Genomic DNA, 18,552 nt, shown 5'->3' on the forward strand with positions numbered 1-18,552 from the left:
ATAAAATTTGCTATTTAAAATAAAGAGGGTTGTATTAAGGAGGACTTTAGTATGGAATTAAAAAATGTACTTCTTGAAAAAGAAGGAAACTTAGCTATTGTAACTATCAATAGACCAAAAGCATTAAATGCTTTAAATTCAGAAACTTTAAAAGATTTAAATACAGTAATTGATGATTTAGAAAAAGATAATAATATCTATGCTGTAATCTTAACAGGGGCTGGAGAAAAGTCATTTGTTGCAGGTGCAGATATATCAGAAATGAAAGATCTAAATGAAGAACAAGGAAGAGAATTTGGAATCTTAGGAAATAAAGTTTTCAGAAGATTAGAAACTTTGGACAAGCCTGTAATTGCTGCTATATCAGGATTTGCTTTAGGTGGGGGATGCGAACTTGCAATGAGTTGTGATATAAGAATAGCATCAGAAAAAGCTAAATTCGCTCAACCTGAATCAGGACTTGGAATAACACCAGGATTTGGTGGAACTCAAAGACTACCTAGAATAGTTGGTCTTGGAAAAGCTAAAGAACTTATTTATACAGGAGAAATTATAAAGGCAGATGAAGCTTTAAGAATAGGATTAGTTAATAAAGTAGTAGCTTTAGAAGAACTTATGAATGAAGCTAAAGCTATGGCAAACAAAATAATGGTTAATGCTCCAATAGCAGTTAGACTTTGTAAAGATGCAATTAACAGAGGAATGCAAGTTGGAATGGATGAAGCAATAATGATAGAAGCAGAAGATTTTGGAAAATGTTTCTCAACAGAAGATCAAACTGAAGGAATGACTGCTTTTATGGAGAGAAGAGAAAAGAATTTCCAAAATAAATAATTAGTAAATTAGATAATAAAAACAAAGATTATTTTATATAAAAAATCAGGGTGTAATGAATAGGAGGGCAATTTAAATGAATTTCCAATTAACTAGAGAACAAGAATTAGTAAGACAAATGGTTAGAGAATTCGCTATAAACGAAGTAAAGCCAATTGCAGCTGAAATCGATGAAACAGAAAGATTTCCAATGGAAAACGTTGAAAAAATGGCTAAATTAGGAATGATGGGTATTCCATTTCCTAAAGAATTCGGAGGAGCTGGCGGAGACACTCTTTCATATATATTAGCAGTAGAAGAATTATCAAAAGTATGTGGTACAACTGGAGTTATACTTTCAGCTCACACTTCTCTTTGTGCTTCACTTATCAACCAATTTGGTAATCCAGCACAAAAAGAAAAATACTTAAGAGACCTTGCAACAGGTAAAAAAATAGGTGCTTTCGGATTAACTGAACCAGGAGCTGGTACAGATGCAGCAGGTCAACAAACTACTGCAGTTTTAGAAGGAGATAATTATATCTTAAATGGATCAAAAATATTCATAACAAATGGTGGAGTTGCAGAAACTTTCGTTATATTTGCTATGACAGATAAGAGTAAAGGAACAAAAGGAATTTCAGCTTTCGTAGTTGAAAAATCATTCCCAGGTTTCTCAGTAGGTAAAGTAGAAGATAAATTAGGAATTAGAGCTTCATCAACTACAGAACTTATAATGGAAAACTGTGTAGTACCAAAAGAAAACTTAATTGGTAAAGAAGGAAAAGGATTTGCAATAGCAATGAAAACTCTTGATGGAGGAAGAATTGGTATAGCAGCTCAAGCTTTAGGAATTGCAGAAGGTGCATTAGAAGAAGCAGTAGCATACATGAAAGAAAGAAAACAGTTCAATAGACCATTAGCAGCATTCCAAGGATTACAATGGATGATTGCAGAAATGGATACTAAAGTTGAAGCAGCTAGACATTTAGTATATAAAGCAGCATTCTTAAAAGAAGCAGGTCTTCCATACACAGTAGATGCTGCAAGAGCTAAACTTTTCGCTGCAGATGTAGCAATGGAAGTTACTACTAAAGCAGTACAAATATTCGGTGGATATGGATACACTAAAGAGTACCCAGTAGAAAGAATGATGAGAGATGCTAAGATAACTGAAATTTATGAAGGTACTTCAGAAGTTCAAAAAATGGTTATCGCAGGAAGCAAGTTAAGATAAAAAGGGGAGGCTTAAAAATGAATATAGTAGTTTGTTTAAAACAAGTTCCAGATACAACAGCAGTAAAGATTGATCCTAAAACAGGGACACTTATAAGAGATGGAGTTCCATCAATAATTAACCCAGAAGATAAACATGCATTAGAAGCAGCTTTACAAATAAAAGAAAATAGTGGAGCAAAAGTAACAGTAATAAGTATGGGACCTCCACAAGCTAAAGAAGCTTTAAGAGAAGCTTTATGTATGGGAGCTGATGAAGCAATTCTTATAACTGATAGAGCATTTGCTGGAGCAGATACATTAGCTACTTCAAACGCTTTAGCAGGAGCTATAAGAAAATTAGAATATGATATTGTATTTGCTGGAAGACAAGCAATTGATGGAGATACTGCACAAGTAGGCCCAGAAATTGCTGAACATTTAAATATTCCTCAAGTAACTTATGTTCAAGATGTTAAAGTTGAAGCTGATGGATTATTAGTAAACAGAGCATTAGAAGACGGACACGAAATGATAAAAGTTCAAACTCCATGTCTTTTAACTGCAATTGAAGAATTAAATGCTCCAAGATATATGAATGTTGGATTAATCTTCGATACAAAAGACAAAGAAATCACTATTTGGTCAGCTGATGACATAGATGTAGATAAAGCAGTTCTTGGATTAAAAGGTTCACCTACAAAGGTTAAAAAATCAATGACTAAAGAAGCTAAAGGTGCCGGAGAATTAGTTAAAGAAGGACCTAAAGACGCTGCAGCATATGTTGTTGGAAAATTAAAAGAAAAGCACTACATCTAATAGGAATAGGGAGGTAACTTGAAATGAATTTAGCAGATTTTAAAGGCGTATGGGTATTCGCTGAACAAAGAGGCGGAGAACTACAAAAAGTATCATTAGAATTATTAGGCGAAGGTAGAAAAATTGCAGATAAATTAGGAGTTGAATTAACAGCTCTATTATTAGGACACAATGTAGAAGGATTAGCTACTACTTTAGGTGAGCACGGAGCTGATAAAGTTATATTAGCAGATCACGAAGAATTAGCTAATTACACTACTGATGGATATACAAAAGTAATTTGTGATTTAGCAACAGAAAGAAAGCCAGGAATATTATTCATAGGAGCAACTTTCATAGGAAGAGATTTAGGACCAAGAGTTGCAGCTAGATTAACAACTGGATTAACTGCTGATTGTACTCAATTAGATGTAGTTCCAGAAGAAAACGGGGCTCTTTTAGCTACAAGACCTGCATTTGGGGGAAACTTAATGGCAACAATTGCTTGTCCAGATCATAGACCACAAATGGCTACAGTAAGACCTGGAGTATTCTCAAAAGTAGAAGAAAAAAATGAAAAATTTGAAATAGAAAAAATTGAAGTAGCTTTAACAAGTGCTGATATAAGAACTAAAGTTATAGAAGTAGTTAAAGATGCTAAAGATGTAGTAGATATCGGTGAAGCTAAAGTTTTAGTTGCTGGTGGAAGAGGAATGGGAAGCCAAGAAAACTTTGATAAATTAAAAGAATTAGCTGAAGTTTTAGGTGGAACAGTAGCTGCATCAAGAGGAGCTATAGACAAAGGATGGATAGAAAGAGATTACCAAGTTGGTCAAACTGGTAAAACTGTAAGACCAAGTATTTATATTGCTTGTGGTATTTCAGGAGCTATTCAACATACAGCTGGTATGCAAGATTCAGATATGATTATAGCAATCAATAAAGATGAATCTGCTCCAATTATGAAAATTGCTGATTATGCAATAGTTGGTGATGTAAATAAAGTATTACCAGAATTAGTTGCACAATTTAAAGCAGTAGTAGAATAGAACTTAAAATTGTCAGGTGATGAAGAAATCATCACCTGAATTTAAAAAATGTATAGGTATAAATGAATTTAAATTGAAATTAGGAGGCGGACCATTATGAAAAAAGTATTTGTATTAGGTGCAGGAACAATGGGAGCTGGTATAGTTCAAGCTTTCGCACAAAAAGGATATGAAGTTATTGTTAGAGATATAAAAGACGAATTTGTTCAAAGAGGAATTGCTGGAATAGATAAAAGTCTTACTAGATTAGTTTCTAAAGGAAAAATGACTGAAGAAGTTAAAGAAGAAATATTAGGAAGAATTTCAGGAACAACTGACATGAATATGGCAGCTGATTGTGATTTAGTAGTAGAAGCAGCAGTTGAAAACATGAAAATTAAAAAAGAAATTTTCGCTGAGTTAGATAAAATCTGCAAACCAGAAACTATTTTAGCTTCAAACACTTCATCATTATCAATAACTGAAGTTGCTTCAGCTACATCAAGACCAGAAAAAGTTATAGGAATGCATTTCTTTAATCCAGCTCCAGTAATGAAGCTAGTTGAAATTATAAGAGGAATAGCTACAAGCCAAGAAACTTTTGATGTTGTAAAAGAATTATCAGTAGCAATTGGTAAAGAACCAGTAGAAGTTGCAGAAGCTCCAGGATTCGTAGTAAATAGAATCTTAATTCCAATGATTAATGAAGCTTCATTTATTCTTCAAGAAGGAATAGCTACAGTTGAAGATATTGACACAGCTATGAAATATGGAGCTAACCATCCAATGGGACCATTAGCTTTAGGAGACTTAATAGGATTAGATGTTTGTTTAGCAATCATGGATGTTTTATTCAATGAAACAGGAGATAATAAATATAGAGCTTCAAACATATTAAGAAAATATGTTAGAGCTGGATGGCTTGGAAGAAAAACAGGTAAAGGTTTCTACGATTACAGCAAGTAATCTTATAGATTTTATAGAACTGCCAATTTGGCAGTTCTTTTTATATAAAGAGGAATGAATTTATTTATTCACTCCTCTTTTATTAATAATAAACAGATTTTGGCGGTTTTCTTTTTTTAGCTAATCTTTTAGGTGGTTGATTTTTATTTTTAAATTTTTTAATTCCTATTTTTATACCTATGTAAGATAGTTTTATTGCTACATATATAAAGAATACATATATAAATCCATATAATCCCCAAAAAACATCTCCAAATTCGGCTTGACCTTGCCCAGTTAGTTTTTGTTGTATTTCTATAGAAACTGTTATAAAAATAAGTATAGTAAAAGTATAAATAAAAGAAACCGCAGTAAGAGAATATTTAGCGACTATTTTAAATAAAAAATGTGATAGGGCAAATATTATTATTCCTAAAGCACCAATAAAAATAAAGTGTAATTGTTTATCTGTAAAGCCATATCCATTAGAACCAAGAATTTCAATAGATTTATGATGAATTGAATTCATGATATCAACTAATATTTTTAAAACCTCTATCAAGAAAATTCCCCCTTTTATGATATTTTATAGTAATATTTTACCATAAATACAAAATAAAAGTTTTATAAATATTGTTATATTTAAAATTTTTAAGCATATACACAATATTGAACCTTTATTACAATAAATGGTATAATATATAAAAATAGGTTAAGGGTAAGAGGGGGATGTTTGTGTTTAAAATTATTGAGAAAAAAGTTTTAGCAGATAATTTATTTTTAATGGATATTGAAGCACCAAGAGTTGCAAAATCAGCAAAGCCAGGTCAATTTATAATAATAAAAAATGGTGAAAAGGGAGAAAGAATTCCACTAACAATAGCTGATTTTAATAAAAAAAAAGGAACTGTAACTATAGTGTTTCAAACTGTAGGTGAAGGAACAAAAGAACTTTCAGAACTTAATGTGGGAGAAAGTGTATCAGACTTTGTTGGTCCATTAGGAAGAGAAAGTGAATTTGTTTTAGAAGATATAAATGAACTTAAAAATAAAAAATTTATTTTTATTGCTGGTGGAGTTGGAGCAGCACCAGTTTATCCTCAAGTTAAATGGATGAAAGAACATGGAATAGATGTTGATGTAATAGTAGGAACTAGAACTAAAGAGCTTTTAATTTTTGAAGAAGAAATGAAAAAAGTAGCTAAAAACTATTATGTTTCTACAGATGATGGTTCATATGGATTCAATGGTAGAGTTACTGATTGTTTATCTGATTTAATAAAAAATAAAGGGAAAAAATATGATCATGCAATAGTTATAGGACCTATGATAATGATGAAATTTATGTGCATGTTAACAAAAGAACTTAATATTCCTACAACAGTTAGTTTAAATCCTATTATGGTTGATGGTACAGGAATGTGTGGAGCTTGTAGAGTAACTGTTGGAGATGAGGTTAAATTTGCTTGTGTTGATGGACCAGAGTTTGATGGTCATCTAGTTAATTTTGATGAAGCAATGAGAAGACAGCAAATTTATAAAACAGAGGAAGGTAGAGCTTTCTTAAAGAGAAAAGAAGGGGATTCACATCATGGAGGATGTGGCAATTGTGGGGGTGAAGAATAATGAATATGGAAGATAGAATGAAGAGAATACCTGTAAGAGAGCAAGAAGCAAGTATTAGAGCTAAGAATTTTGATGAAGTTTGTATTGGATATAATGAAGAAGAAGCAATTAGAGAAGCAAGTAGATGTTTAAATTGTAAAAATGCAAGATGTATTCAAAAATGTCCAGTAAGTATAAACATACCTAGTTTTATTAGTAAAGTAAAAGAAGGAAATTTTGAAGATGCAGCAAAAATTATTGCAGAATCTTCAGCTCTTCCAGCAGTTTGCGGAAGAGTATGTCCACAAGAAACACAATGTGAAGGTAATTGTGTTTTAGGAATTAAGGGAGATTCTGTTTCAATAGGAAAACTAGAGAGATTCGTAGCAGATTGGTCAAGAGAGCGTAATATAGATCTTTCTGAAAGAGAAGAACTAAATGGTAAAAAAGTTGCAGTTATAGGAAGTGGACCAGCTGGACTTACTTGTGCGGGAGATTTAGCTAAGCTTGGATATGATGTAACTATATTTGAAGCTCTTCATGAAGCAGGTGGAGTACTTGTTTATGGTATTCCTGAATTCAGACTTCCTAAAGATACAGTTGTTAAAAGTGAAGTAGAAAATGTAAAAAAATTAGGAGTTAAAATAGAAACTAATATAGTTATAGGTAAGACCGTTACTATAGATGAGCTTATAGAAGATGAAAAGTTTGATGCTGTATTCATAGGTTCAGGAGCAGGACTTCCAAGATTTATGGGGATAAAAGGAGAAAACTCAAATGGTGTATTCTCAGCAAATGAGATATTAACTAGAAGTAATTTAATGAAAGCCTTTAAAGATGGTTATAAAACTCCTATAAGAGCAGGTTCAAAAGTTGCAGTAGTAGGAGGAGGAAATGTTGCAATGGATGCAGCGAGAACTGCTTTAAGGCTTGGAGCAGAAACTCATATAGTTTATAGAAGAAGTGAAGCCGAACTTCCAGCAAGAGTAGAAGAAATTCATCATGCAAAAGAAGAAGGAGTAATTTTTGATATTTTAACAAATCCAACAGAAATATTAAGTGATGAAAATGGATGGGTTAAAGGAATGAAATGTATAAAAATGGAGCTTGGAGAACCTGATGAATCAGGAAGAAGAAGACCAGTAGAGATAAAAGGTTCAGAATTTATATTAGATGTAGATACTGTAATAATGTCTCTTGGTACTTCACCAAATCCACTTATAACTTCTACAACTAAGGGATTAGATAAAAATAAAAGAGGATGTATAATTGCTACAGAAGAGTTTGGAAAAACATCAAGAAATGGTGTTTTTGCTGGAGGAGATGCAGTAACAGGAGCTGCAACAGTAATTCTTGCAATGGGGGCTGGAAAAAAGGCAGCAAAAGGTATACATGAATATCTAAAAACAGTATAAAATTTAAAAAGTATTTTATAAATTTATTATAAAAACACTCATGAAAATTATAATTCATGAGTGTTTTATTTTGATATTTAAATATATAAGTGAATTAATAAATTATATGAAATAATAGTGCTCTCACTTAAAAATAAGAACGTAATAATTAAAAAAATAATAAGAGAAGAGTTGAAATATAGTTATAAATAATTAAGTGTGGTATAATTAACAAAAAACATTATTAAATAATTATTATTCTAAAGCATTATTAAAAAAGATATGGTTAAACTAAAATAAATAGTTTTTTAGAATGATAAAATATTTTAATAGATTGGAGAAAAAATATGGATTATAAAGATATAAAATATTTAGAAGATAAAGTAATTTTAGAAGGAGTTAAAAATTTTAATATAAAGCAAATATTAGAGTGTGGACAATGTTTTAGATGGGATAAAGTTGGAGAAATGAACTATATAATAGTTGCTTTTGGAAAAGTATTAGAAATTCTTCAAGAAGAAGATAAGGTTACATTCTTAAATACTAATAAAGAAGATTTTGAAACAATTTGGTTTAAGTATTTTGACTTAGAGAGAGATTATAATGCAATAAAAGTAGCTTTAAGTTTTGATGATACATTAAAAAGTAGTGTTGAGTATGGTTACGGAATAAGACTTATAAATCAAGAAGCTTTTGAATTATTAATAAGCTTTATAATATCAGCAAGAAATAGTATTCCTTCAATCAAAAAGACAATACTTAAAATAAGTCAAAAATGGGGAAATGAAATACAATATAAAGGAAACATATATTATACTTTCCCAACACCAGAAATGTTAAAGGATGCAACTGAAGATGAAATAAGAGCAACAGGGGCTTCTTTTAGAAGTAAATATATAGTTGATACTGTTAAAAATGTAAATGATGATTTAAATAATCCAGAGGGAACATATAATTTAGAAAGAATTATTAGTTTAAGTGATGATGAATGTCATACTGCACTTCAAGCTTTTAAAGGAGTAGGAGCTAAAGTTGCAGATTGTATAATGTTATTCTCAATGGGAAAACAATCAGCATTCCCAGTTGATGTATGGGTAAAAAGAGCAATGATGCATTTCTATAATGCAGAAGAAGGTTCATTAAATAAAATAAGAATTTTTGGTAGAACAAAATTCGGACAATATGCTGGATTTGCACAACAATATTTATTCTATTATGCAAGAGAAAATGGAATAAAGTTATAATAAAACAAATTATAGCATAGTAAATTAGAGTGTGATTTTTAAAATCATACTCTTTTTATTATATATTTTAATTTTTTAGTATTAATAATAAATAAAAATATATGTTTTATGTGACTAAATGTCTTATATGTGAAATATTAAGTAAATAAATGATTAAACGAGTATAGAAATTAGATGGGAAAATTTTTATGAGGGATATTATGGGGATAAAAGAAAAGTTTTTAGAGTTAAATAAAAGAAAATTTGATAATGCTGAGGTTATAAATATATTATTACATATCATTTTATGTGTAATGCCTTTAATATTGTCTAGTAAAGGAACTGATAGATATTATTATCCAAAAGCTTTATTTTTGTATGGAATAGGAATTTTAATATTTATATTAATGATAAAAGAAAGAACAAAATTAAATACAGAGACAGATAAAATATTTATTTTGTTTTTTGGATTACTTGTTTTATCTACTATAAATTCTATGGATATAAGTAGATCTATAACAGGAGGAACTTGGAGATATGAAGGGATAATAACTTTGTTTATGTATGGAATTATTTTTATAGCTGCAAGTAAATATTTTAAGTTAAGTAAATTAGGAATAAACTTATTTTTATTTAGTGGATTAATAGTTGCTATATATTATATAATTCAAAATTTAGGTTATGAACCTTTAAATTTTTTGCTTAAAAATGCAGAAAAAATGAACTCAACTATAGGAAATAGAAATTTTTTAAGTAGTTATTTACTTATATTTTTAGCTTTATCAATGTGGGGTTTTATTTTTTACAAAAATAAAAAATGCTTTATATATTCTTTAGTATATTTTTTAGCTCTTATATATTCTAAGACAAGAGGAGGTTGGGTAAGCTTAGGAATTTTTAGTTTACTAGGTTTATATTTCATAATAAAAGATAGAAATAGATTAAAGAGAGCAATAATAATAGTTATTTCGTTTACTCTAATATTTTTTGTAGCGAATTTATTTAATAGTGGAGAATTTATGGAAAGATTAGAAACTGTAAAAGAAGATGCAATAAATATAAAAGATTCTAGTGCAGGAAGTGGAAGAGTAGGAATATATAAAGGTGCTATAAATATGATAAAAGAAAGACCATTTTTAGGAACAGGAGTATCTTGCTTCTGGGAAGGCTTTCAATTAGATGCTCCAAAAGATGTTTTAGATTCATGGAAATCTCAAAATATTATGGTTGATAAAGCACATAATGAAATATTAAATTATGCTGCGACTAGTGGAGTTCCAGCAGCTATATTATATATAATTTTAATTTTTTTAGTTTTCTATAGGCTGTGGAAAAATAAAGAAGATGATAGGGTTAGAACTATACTAATAATTTTATTTGGATATGTAGTACAAGCTAATTTGAATATAAGTGTGGTACCAGTTGCACCATTATTTTGGATTATACTTGGGATAGGATCAAATATAGAAATTATTAAAAATTTAAAAATGGAAGATAAAGAGAAAAATGTTATAATGTAATGAGAATTAGAGTAATATAGAAATATATTATTCTAATTAATTATAAAAAGAAAAAATAAGGCAATAATATTTAAAGAAATATTTGAATTTAGTTTTTAGAAAAGCTATTATAATAATTAAGGATTAGCACTCAAATGGATAGAGTGCTAATAATGAGAAAATTAAATTTTTATATTAAATATTAAAAGGGAGGGTTTTATTATGATTAAACCATTAGGTGATAGAGTTGTTATTAAAAGATTAGAAGCTGAAGAAAAAACTAAAAGCGGAATTCTTTTAACAGGTACAGCTAAAGAAAGACCACAAGAAGCAGAGGTTGTAGCAGTAGGACCAGGAACAAATGAAGTGAAAATGGAAGTTAAAATAGGGGACAAAGTTCTTTATGCTAAATATACTGGAACAGAAGTTAAAGTAGATGGAGAAGAATTTATTATAGTTAAGCAAGAAGATATACTTGCTATTGTTGAGTAGGAGGGGATTTAAATGGCTAAAATTATTAAATTTGGTGAAGAATCAAGAAGAGCTATGCAAGTTGGGGTAGATAAGCTTGCTGATACAGTTAAAGTAACTTTAGGACCAAAAGGAAGAAATGTTATATTAGATAAGAAGTTTGGTTCACCTTTAATAACAAATGATGGTGTATCAATTGCAAGAGAAATAGAATTAGAAGATCCATATGAAAATATGGGAGCACAACTTGTAAAAGAAGTTGCAACTAAAACAAATGATGTAGCAGGAGACGGAACTACAACAGCTACACTTTTAGCTCAAGCAATTATAAGAGAAGGACTTAAGAACGTAACAGCTGGTACAAATCCTATGCTTATAAGACAAGGAATAAATATGGCTGTTGATAAAGCAGTAGAAGAAATAAAAAATATTTCTAAACAAGTAGAAGGAAAAGAAGACATAGCAAGAGTTGCAGCTATTTCAGCCGCAGATGAAAACATAGGAAAGCTTATTGCTGATGCTATGGAAAAAGTCGGAAATGAAGGTGTTATAACTGTAGAAGAATCAAAATCTATGGGAACTGAACTTGATGTAGTTGAAGGAATGCAGTTTGATAGAGGATATGTTTCTGCTTATATGGTTACTGATACAGAAAAAATGGAAGCAGTTCTTGATAATCCATATATACTTATAACTGATAAAAAAATATCTAATATACAAGAAATTCTTCCAATATTAGAGCAAATCGTTCAATCAGGAAGAAAGCTTCTTATAATAGCAGAAGATATTGAAGGAGAAGCAATGGGAACTCTTGTAGTTAATAAATTAAGAGGAACATTTACTTGTGTTGCAGTTAAAGCTCCTGGATTTGGTGATAGAAGAAAAGAAATGCTTAAAGATATTGCAGTTCTTACTGGTGGAGAAGTTATCTCTGAAGAACTTGGAAGAGATTTAAAAGAAGTTCAACTACAAGAACTTGGAGAAGCTGAAAGCGTAAAAATTACTAAAGACAATACAACTATTGTTAATGGTAAAGGAAATGCAGAAGATATAAAAGGAAGAATAAATCAAATAAAAGCTCAATTAGAAGAAACAACTTCAGAATTTGATTCAGAAAAACTTCAAGAAAGACTTGCTAAATTAGCTGGTGGAGTAGCAGTAGTAAAAGTTGGAGCAGCAACAGAAACAGAGCTTAAAGAAAGAAAGCTTAGAATAGAAGATGCTCTTGCAGCTACAAAAGCAGCAGTAGAAGAAGGTATAGTTCCAGGTGGTGGAACAGCTTATGTTAGCGTATTAAATAAAGTTGCTGACTTAACATCAGATGTTTATGATATAAAAGTTGGAATAGATATAATAGTTAGAGCTTTAGAAGAACCAATGAGACAAATTGCAACTAATGCAGGAGTGGAAGCTTCAGTAATTGTAGATAAAGTAAGAAATAGTGAAGAATTAATTGGTTATGATGCTTTAAAAGGAGAATACAAAAACATGATAAAAGCAGGGATTGTAGATCCAACTAAAGTTACAAGATCAGCTCTTCAAAATGCAGCATCAGTTGCATCAACTTTCTTAACAACTGAAGCAGCAGTAGTTGATCTTCCAGAGAAAGAAACTGCACAAATGCCAAGTGCACCAGGAATGGAAGGAATGTATTAATAAAAATAAGAAATATTCAATAATAAAATCAGACTTGTAGTAATACAGGTCTGATTTTTTTTATATAAAATAATATGACCAACATCTAAAAACTTTTTTTGATAAAAAATACTAATTTTGACAAAACGATATTTAAAATTTAAGGTAAATATTGTATAATTTAATTATGTAATATAGGAGGAAAACTATGGGGATAAAAAAGAGACTTGGGGATTTATTAATTCAAAATGGAAAAATTACAGAAAGTCAGCTTAGAACTGCACTTGCAAAACAAGCAATGTCAGGAAAGAGACTTGGAGAAATATTAATAGAAAATAAGTATATTACAGAAGAAGATATAATAACTACTCTTGAAATGCAACTTGGAATAAAAAGAGTTAACTTAGAGTTTATAGATATAGATATGGATATAATAAACAAAGTTCCAGAAACACTTTGTAAAAAACATCACATAATACCTCTACAAGCTGATGAGTATAATATTTGTATAGTTACATCAGATCCTTTAGATCTTTTTGCAGATGATGATATAAACATTGTTACAGGATTAAGTGTAGTAAAGGTCTTAGATACAAAGACTTCAATAGATTCAGCAATAGCTAAATATTATAGAACTCAGTATGCAAAAGAAGTTGCAAGAGATTTAGAAAATGAGCAAATAGTAGAAGATGATGCAGACAAACTTGAAAATTTAGAAGATGAAGCTCCAATAATAAAATTTGTTAATACAATAATACAAAATGCAATAAGAATGGAAGCTAGTGATATTCATATAGAGCCAATGGAAAAAGAAATAAGAGTTAGAGTTAGAATTGATGGTGAGCTTACAACTATGCTTACTGCACCAATTAAATCTAAATCAATGCTTATTACAAGAATAAAGATTTTAGCAAAATTAAATATAGCAGAAAAAAGAGTTCCACAAGATGGAAGAATACTTCAAGAAGTAGATGGAATAAGAGTAGATTTAAGAGTATCAACTCTCCCAACAGTGCATGGAGAAAAAGTAGTTATAAGAATTCTTAAAGCTTCAAATGAACTTAAAGATAAGAGTTCTTTAGGTATGGATGAAGAAGATATAAATAAGCTTATAAAAATACTTTCTAATACATATGGAATAGTTTTAGTAACTGGACCTACAGGAAGTGGAAAATCCACAACACTTTACTCTGTATTAGGAGAATTAAACAGTATAGATAAAAACATAATTACAGTAGAAGATCCAGTTGAGTTTACAGTAGATGGAATAAATCAAGTAAATGTAAATCCAAAGGCAGGAATGACTTTTGCATTAGGACTTAAGTCAATTTTAAGACAAGACCCTGACGTAATAATGATTGGGGAAATTAGAGATACAGAAACAGCAGAAATAGCAGCAAGAGCAGCTATAACTGGACATATTGTTTTAAGCACACTTCATACAAATGATGCAGCATCAACAATAGTTAGACTTATAGATATGGGAATAGAACCATATCTTATATCAACATCTCTTGTTGGAGTTATTGCACAAAGACTTGTAAGAAAAGTTTGCAAACGTTGTGCAAAAAAATATGAAGCAAGTGATTATGAAAAAAAATTATTGAATGTACAAAAAGAAGAAAAACTACTATTAAAAAAAGGAGAAGGATGTTCATATTGCAATAATACAGGTTATAAAGGTCGTACAGGAATATACGAAATATTGAATATAAACCGCGAGCTTAGAGAAAGTATTATAAATAACGAAGATTCTGATTCATTAAAAGAGATAGGAATAAAAAATGGAATGAAAACGCTTAACAAAGCCTGTATAGAAAAAGTTATACAAGGAGTAACAACTATAGATGAACTTATGAGAGTGGCATATTTAAGGGAGTAAAGAGGGGTTAAATTTATATGGCTATCTACAAATATAAAGCAAAAAATATGCAAGGTGATGTTATAGAAGGTTCTCTTGAAGTAGCTAGTAAAGAATTATTAATGGAAAATATAAGAAGTAAAGGTTATTTTCCAATAAAAATAGAAATAGAAAAAGGCAATGACTTAGAAATAGATTTATTTAAAAAGAAAATAAATTTAAAAGAGCTATCAATACTTGCTAGACAGCTAGGATTCTTAATGCGTTCTGGAGTATCAATAACAAAATCATTAGAAATTGCACACGACCAAAGTCAAAATAAAAGAATGAAAGAGATTTTGGCAAAGTGTTCTGAAGAGGTTAATAAAGGAAGAAGTTTATCAGAATGCTTAAGTGATGAAAAAGATTTTCCAAAGCTTATGATAAATCTTATAAAGGCAGGAGAAATATCAGGAAGATTAGACACAGTAATGCTAGAACTTTCTGAATACTATAAAAAATTATATAAACAAAAACAAAAAATTTCACAAGCAACAATATATCCAAAAATATTAGTTGGATTTTCAATATTAGTAGTAACATTCTTATTAGCATTTGTTGTGCCTGAATTTGTTAATAACTTAATTTCAGGTGTTGGAGAAATTCCAGTTGTAACAAAAGCACTTGTAGTTATAGGAGATTTTATAAAAAATAATATTATTTATATTTCAGGTTTTGTAGTAGGAATAGTGTTAGCAAAGAAATTTGTTTTAGATAAAAATGAAAACTTTAGAATTTTTATGGGGAAATTAGTTATAACTGCAAAAGGCTTTGGACCATTAAATAAACAAATAATAGCAGGAAGATTTGCAAGTACATTTTCAATACTTATGGCTTCAGGTGTAAGTGTTATTGAAACTATAGACATATTAGGACAAGTTCTTGAAAATGACTATGTTCAAAAAAAACTTGAAGAAGGAAGAGAAGAGATTCAAAAAGGTCAACCTATAGGAATTACAATTCAAGAATTAGATGTATTTCCACTAATGTTAACTCAAATGATAACAGTTGGAGAAGAAACTGGTGTCCTTGATGAAATAATGATAAAAACAGCAGAGTTTTATGAAAATGAAGTTGAAGTTGCTATAGAAAAACTTATTTCAATGATAGAGCCAATACTTATAATAAGTTTAGCGTTTGTAGTATTATTTATAGTTTTAGCTATAATGCTACCACTTATGAGTATGATAGATACTGTTATGGTATAGAAATTTAAAGATATAAAATAAAATTTTATATAAATAATAAAAATCAGGGGGTATGATTATGAGAAATCTAATCAAAAACAAAAAGAAAAAAGGGTTCACACTTATTGAAATGGTAGCAGTAGTAGCTATTATAGGTATACTTGCGGCTATTTTAGTTCCTAAGATAACAGGATATATGAAAGAAGCTAAGAAAACGGGCGTTGTAGATCAAGCAAGAAAGGTAAGTCAAGCTTACGAAACAGCAAAAATGAAAAATAAATTGTTTGAAAAGGATGGAACAACAGCTACTGATGAAAGTACATTAGTTTCAGCAATATCAAATCCAACTATGTTAAGTCTAATAGATGGAGCTGATTTATCAAAAATATTAGGAGTTTCATCTGATGGAAAAGATAGCAAAACTATATCTATAGGAGATTGTATTAATATAACGAATGGAGCAGAATTTAATGTTACATCAGAGGGTAAGCTTATAGTTGGTACAATTACAACAAAATAGGAGGTGTAAATAATGAAAGGGGTAATTAAAAATAAAAAGAAAAAAGGATTTACACTTATAGAAATGGTAGCAGTAGTAGCTATAATAGGAATATTAGCTGCTATATTAGTGCCAAAGATAACAGGATATATGAAAGAAGCTAAAAAAACAGGAGTAATAGATCAAGCAAGAAAAGTTAGTCAGGCTTATGAAACTGCTCAAATGAAGGATAAATTAGCTAAAGATGATAATGGAACGGTAACAGAGACTCCAGATAATATTAAAGTTGCTACTATAAGCAATGAAACAATGTTAAGTCTATTAGATATGAAAACAAGTGATTTATCAAAAGAATTAGAAAAAATAATAGGTGTAACTAAAGCTGATAATGCAGTTGTTGCTACAGATATAACTGTTAAAGACTGTATCGACATAACTAATGGAGCAGAGTTTGAGGTAACTAGTGACGGAAAACTAATTTCGGGAAGTATAACAACTAAATAAAATATAATAAAAAGCTCCTTTAAAGAGGAGCTTTTTTAAAAAAGAGGTATTAAAAATGATTTTTTTAGTTTTTTTTATGAGCTTTTTCATTATGAATATAGTAAATAAATGTATATTAAAAGAAAAAAATGTATTTTTAGCTTTAGGAATTTCAATTTTATCAATGGGAATATTTTTTAAGTTTGGTTTATCAATTGAATTTTTAAAATTTTCAACTTTGGCTTTAGTTTTAGCTATTATTGGATGGATTGATTTTAAAACTCAAGATGTTTATACACTTCATATAATAATTGGATGTTTAATAGGATTAATTTTTATAGGAATAGAATTTTTCATAAGTGAAGGAATTAGTTTAAATACTATATTATCTTTTACTTTACTTATTATTTCTATAATTATTATTGGTGTTTTTGATATTAGAGCTAATGAAGAAAAATTGATTTATATTTCTATGATATGTATTTATTTATTATATTTCGTCTTAAAAGGAGATCTAAATTTTATAAATATTTTTTCTGCCTGTATTATTCCAAGCTTAGTTATAGGTGCTCTTGCCTTAGCTGGTGGAATGGGATGGGGAGATGTAGAGATTATATTTATGTGCGGATTATTTTTAGATTTTAAAATGTCTCTAGTAAATCTTTTTATGGGGATTCTTTTAGGGGGATTATATTCTATTTATTTAATTATTTTTAAGAAAAAAAAGGGGAAAACATCAATTGCCTTTGGACCTTATATGGCACTTGGAACAGGGGTAACAGTTCTTTTTGGGGAACAAATTTTAAATTGGTATATTAATTTTATTTAAAAGGGGGAAATAGTTTTGTTTGATAAAGAAGCAGTTGCATTAGACATAAGTGAAGAGAACATAACTATATTAATAGGGTACAAGCATAACATTAGAGAAGGAGCAACGTTTAAGACTCCAAAAGGTTCTTTTAAAAATGATGATATTATTGACTTAGATGCTATTTTAGATGTCATTGAGCCTTATATAACAAAAAAGAAAAAGAAAGCTAAAGAAATTATGTTTTCTATAAGAGGTCAGGACATAATAATTAGACATTTAAGCGTACCTAATACTGATGAGAAGCTAATGAGAGAAAATGTATACTTTGAACTTAAGCAGTTTATAGGAGAAAAAATAGAAGAGTATTATAGTGATTTTGAAATACTAGGCTATGATAAAGTAGATAATAATGTTGCAAATGTAATGGTTGTTGGAGTTAAAAAAGGAAAAATTGATAAATATTTAGAAATAGCTGAAGAATTAAATCTTCAAGTTAAAGCTATTGATATTTTTGCAAATAATATTGGAAGAGTATTTAAGATGTTAAAAACAAGTACTAATCAAAGTGTTAGACTTGCAGGAGTTTTAAGTATAGAAGGTCATTCTAACTCAATGGTTATAACTGAACTTGGAAAAGTAGTTATAGAAAAATATCAAGGATATGGAATTTATGGTGCAAATGAGGAAGAACTTAAAAATGAGCATGAGTACAATAAATTTCTTGATAGTATAGATTTAAATAGAGAAGTTGATGAAGAAAATGAGAGAAAATATGATAGATTTTTTAAATCTCTTGTAACTCAATATAAACTTTTAATTCAGTTTTATTCAACAGGAAAGCTTAAAAAGAATTTAGATAAAATTTATTTAGTTGGAAGTGCTAATAGAATAAATGGTATTCATGATTATTTAGAAAATAATTTTGAAGTTAAAGTTGGGGAAGTTCCAAATTTTGATGATCTAAAGATAGTTGTTAAAAGACCAAAAGATATTAATTTAAAAGATTATCTATACACATATGGATTGTTATTAAGAAGGGAATAGAA

General features: G+C 29.3%; 18 protein-coding genes. 17 read left to right on the forward strand and 1 reads right to left on the reverse strand.

What is annotated here, in order from left to right; genetic code table 11:
* Window positions 1-51: 51 nt before the first annotated feature.
* The 5 genes from CLTHE_RS00660 to CLTHE_RS00680 all read left to right on the forward strand — a co-directional run bounded on the left by CLTHE_RS00660 (window position 52) and on the right by CLTHE_RS00680 (window position 4,820).
* Window positions 52-834: a short-chain-enoyl-CoA hydratase gene (locus CLTHE_RS00660; protein ID WP_002598781.1), complete on the forward strand. Its 783-nt coding sequence runs from the start codon at window positions 52-54 to the stop codon at window positions 832-834.
* Window positions 835-910: 76 nt separating this feature from the next.
* Complete coding sequence (locus CLTHE_RS00665; protein ID WP_080021549.1) at window positions 911-2,050, forward strand: acyl-CoA dehydrogenase; 1,140 nt, start codon at window positions 911-913, stop codon at window positions 2,048-2,050.
* A gap of 17 nt (window positions 2,051-2,067) precedes the next feature.
* Entirely contained in the window at window positions 2,068-2,847 is a 780-nt protein-coding gene (locus tag CLTHE_RS00670; protein ID WP_080021550.1) for an electron transfer flavoprotein subunit beta/FixA family protein, read from the forward strand.
* Window positions 2,848-2,870: 23 nt separating this feature from the next.
* Entirely contained in the window at window positions 2,871-3,875 is a 1,005-nt protein-coding gene (locus tag CLTHE_RS00675; RefSeq protein WP_080021551.1) for an electron transfer flavoprotein subunit alpha/FixB family protein, read from the forward strand.
* 96 nt (window positions 3,876-3,971) lie between these two features.
* Window positions 3,972-4,820 (forward strand): 3-hydroxybutyryl-CoA dehydrogenase, encoded by an 849-nt coding sequence (locus CLTHE_RS00680; RefSeq protein ID WP_080021552.1) that lies wholly within the window; start codon window positions 3,972-3,974, stop codon window positions 4,818-4,820.
* 82 nt (window positions 4,821-4,902) lie between these two features.
* Here CLTHE_RS00680 and CLTHE_RS00685 read toward each other — a convergent pair whose 3' ends face one another.
* Entirely contained in the window at window positions 4,903-5,361 is a 459-nt protein-coding gene (locus CLTHE_RS00685; protein WP_080021553.1) for a hypothetical protein, read from the reverse strand.
* Window positions 5,362-5,534: 173 nt separating this feature from the next.
* Between CLTHE_RS00685 and CLTHE_RS00690 the strand changes: the two genes are divergently transcribed.
* The 12 genes from CLTHE_RS00690 to pilM all read left to right on the forward strand — a co-directional run bounded on the left by CLTHE_RS00690 (window position 5,535) and on the right by pilM (window position 18,550).
* The gene (locus tag CLTHE_RS00690; protein ID WP_080021554.1) at window positions 5,535-6,425 is read left to right on the forward strand and encodes a sulfide/dihydroorotate dehydrogenase-like FAD/NAD-binding protein; all 891 of its coding nucleotides are present in this window, start codon (window positions 5,535-5,537) and stop codon (window positions 6,423-6,425) included.
* The gene (gene gltA / locus CLTHE_RS00695; protein ID WP_080021555.1) at window positions 6,425-7,819 is read left to right on the forward strand and encodes an NADPH-dependent glutamate synthase; all 1,395 of its coding nucleotides are present in this window, start codon (window positions 6,425-6,427) and stop codon (window positions 7,817-7,819) included. Before CLTHE_RS00690 ends, gltA begins: the two co-directional genes overlap by 1 nt.
* 326 nt (window positions 7,820-8,145) lie before the next feature.
* Complete coding sequence (locus CLTHE_RS00700; protein ID WP_080021556.1) at window positions 8,146-9,042, forward strand: DNA-3-methyladenine glycosylase family protein; 897 nt, start codon at window positions 8,146-8,148, stop codon at window positions 9,040-9,042.
* A 200-nt stretch (window positions 9,043-9,242) separates the two neighbouring features.
* A complete protein-coding gene (locus CLTHE_RS00705; protein WP_158082631.1) occupies window positions 9,243-10,541 on the forward strand; it encodes an O-antigen ligase family protein in 1,299 nt (432 codons plus the stop codon).
* 198 nt (window positions 10,542-10,739) lie between these two features.
* Window positions 10,740-11,012 (forward strand): co-chaperone GroES, encoded by a 273-nt coding sequence (locus tag CLTHE_RS00710; protein ID WP_040413706.1) that lies wholly within the window; start codon window positions 10,740-10,742, stop codon window positions 11,010-11,012.
* A 12-nt stretch (window positions 11,013-11,024) separates the two neighbouring features.
* Window positions 11,025-12,647, forward strand: coding sequence for a chaperonin GroEL (groL, locus tag CLTHE_RS00715; protein ID WP_080021558.1), 1,623 nt, complete (start codon window positions 11,025-11,027; stop codon window positions 12,645-12,647).
* 187 nt (window positions 12,648-12,834) lie between these two features.
* Entirely contained in the window at window positions 12,835-14,508 is a 1,674-nt protein-coding gene (locus CLTHE_RS00720; RefSeq protein WP_080021559.1) for a GspE/PulE family protein, read from the forward strand.
* A gap of 17 nt (window positions 14,509-14,525) precedes the next feature.
* A complete protein-coding gene (locus tag CLTHE_RS00725; RefSeq protein ID WP_080021560.1) occupies window positions 14,526-15,734 on the forward strand; it encodes a type II secretion system F family protein in 1,209 nt (402 codons plus the stop codon).
* Between the two features lie 58 nt (window positions 15,735-15,792).
* A complete protein-coding gene (locus tag CLTHE_RS17095; protein ID WP_080021561.1) occupies window positions 15,793-16,233 on the forward strand; it encodes a type II secretion system protein in 441 nt (146 codons plus the stop codon).
* A gap of 12 nt (window positions 16,234-16,245) precedes the next feature.
* Window positions 16,246-16,716: a type II secretion system protein gene (locus CLTHE_RS00735; RefSeq protein WP_080021562.1), complete on the forward strand. Its 471-nt coding sequence runs from the start codon at window positions 16,246-16,248 to the stop codon at window positions 16,714-16,716.
* Between the two features lie 55 nt (window positions 16,717-16,771).
* A complete protein-coding gene (locus tag CLTHE_RS00740; protein ID WP_080021563.1) occupies window positions 16,772-17,524 on the forward strand; it encodes a prepilin peptidase in 753 nt (250 codons plus the stop codon).
* Between the two features lie 15 nt (window positions 17,525-17,539).
* Window positions 17,540-18,550: a pilus assembly protein PilM gene (gene pilM, locus CLTHE_RS00745; RefSeq protein WP_158082632.1), complete on the forward strand. Its 1,011-nt coding sequence runs from the start codon at window positions 17,540-17,542 to the stop codon at window positions 18,548-18,550.
* Window positions 18,551-18,552: the final 2 nt, after the last annotated feature.

It is taken from the genome of Clostridium thermobutyricum DSM 4928, assembly GCF_002050515.1.
Classification (GTDB): domain Bacteria; phylum Bacillota; class Clostridia; order Clostridiales; family Clostridiaceae; genus Clostridium; species Clostridium thermobutyricum.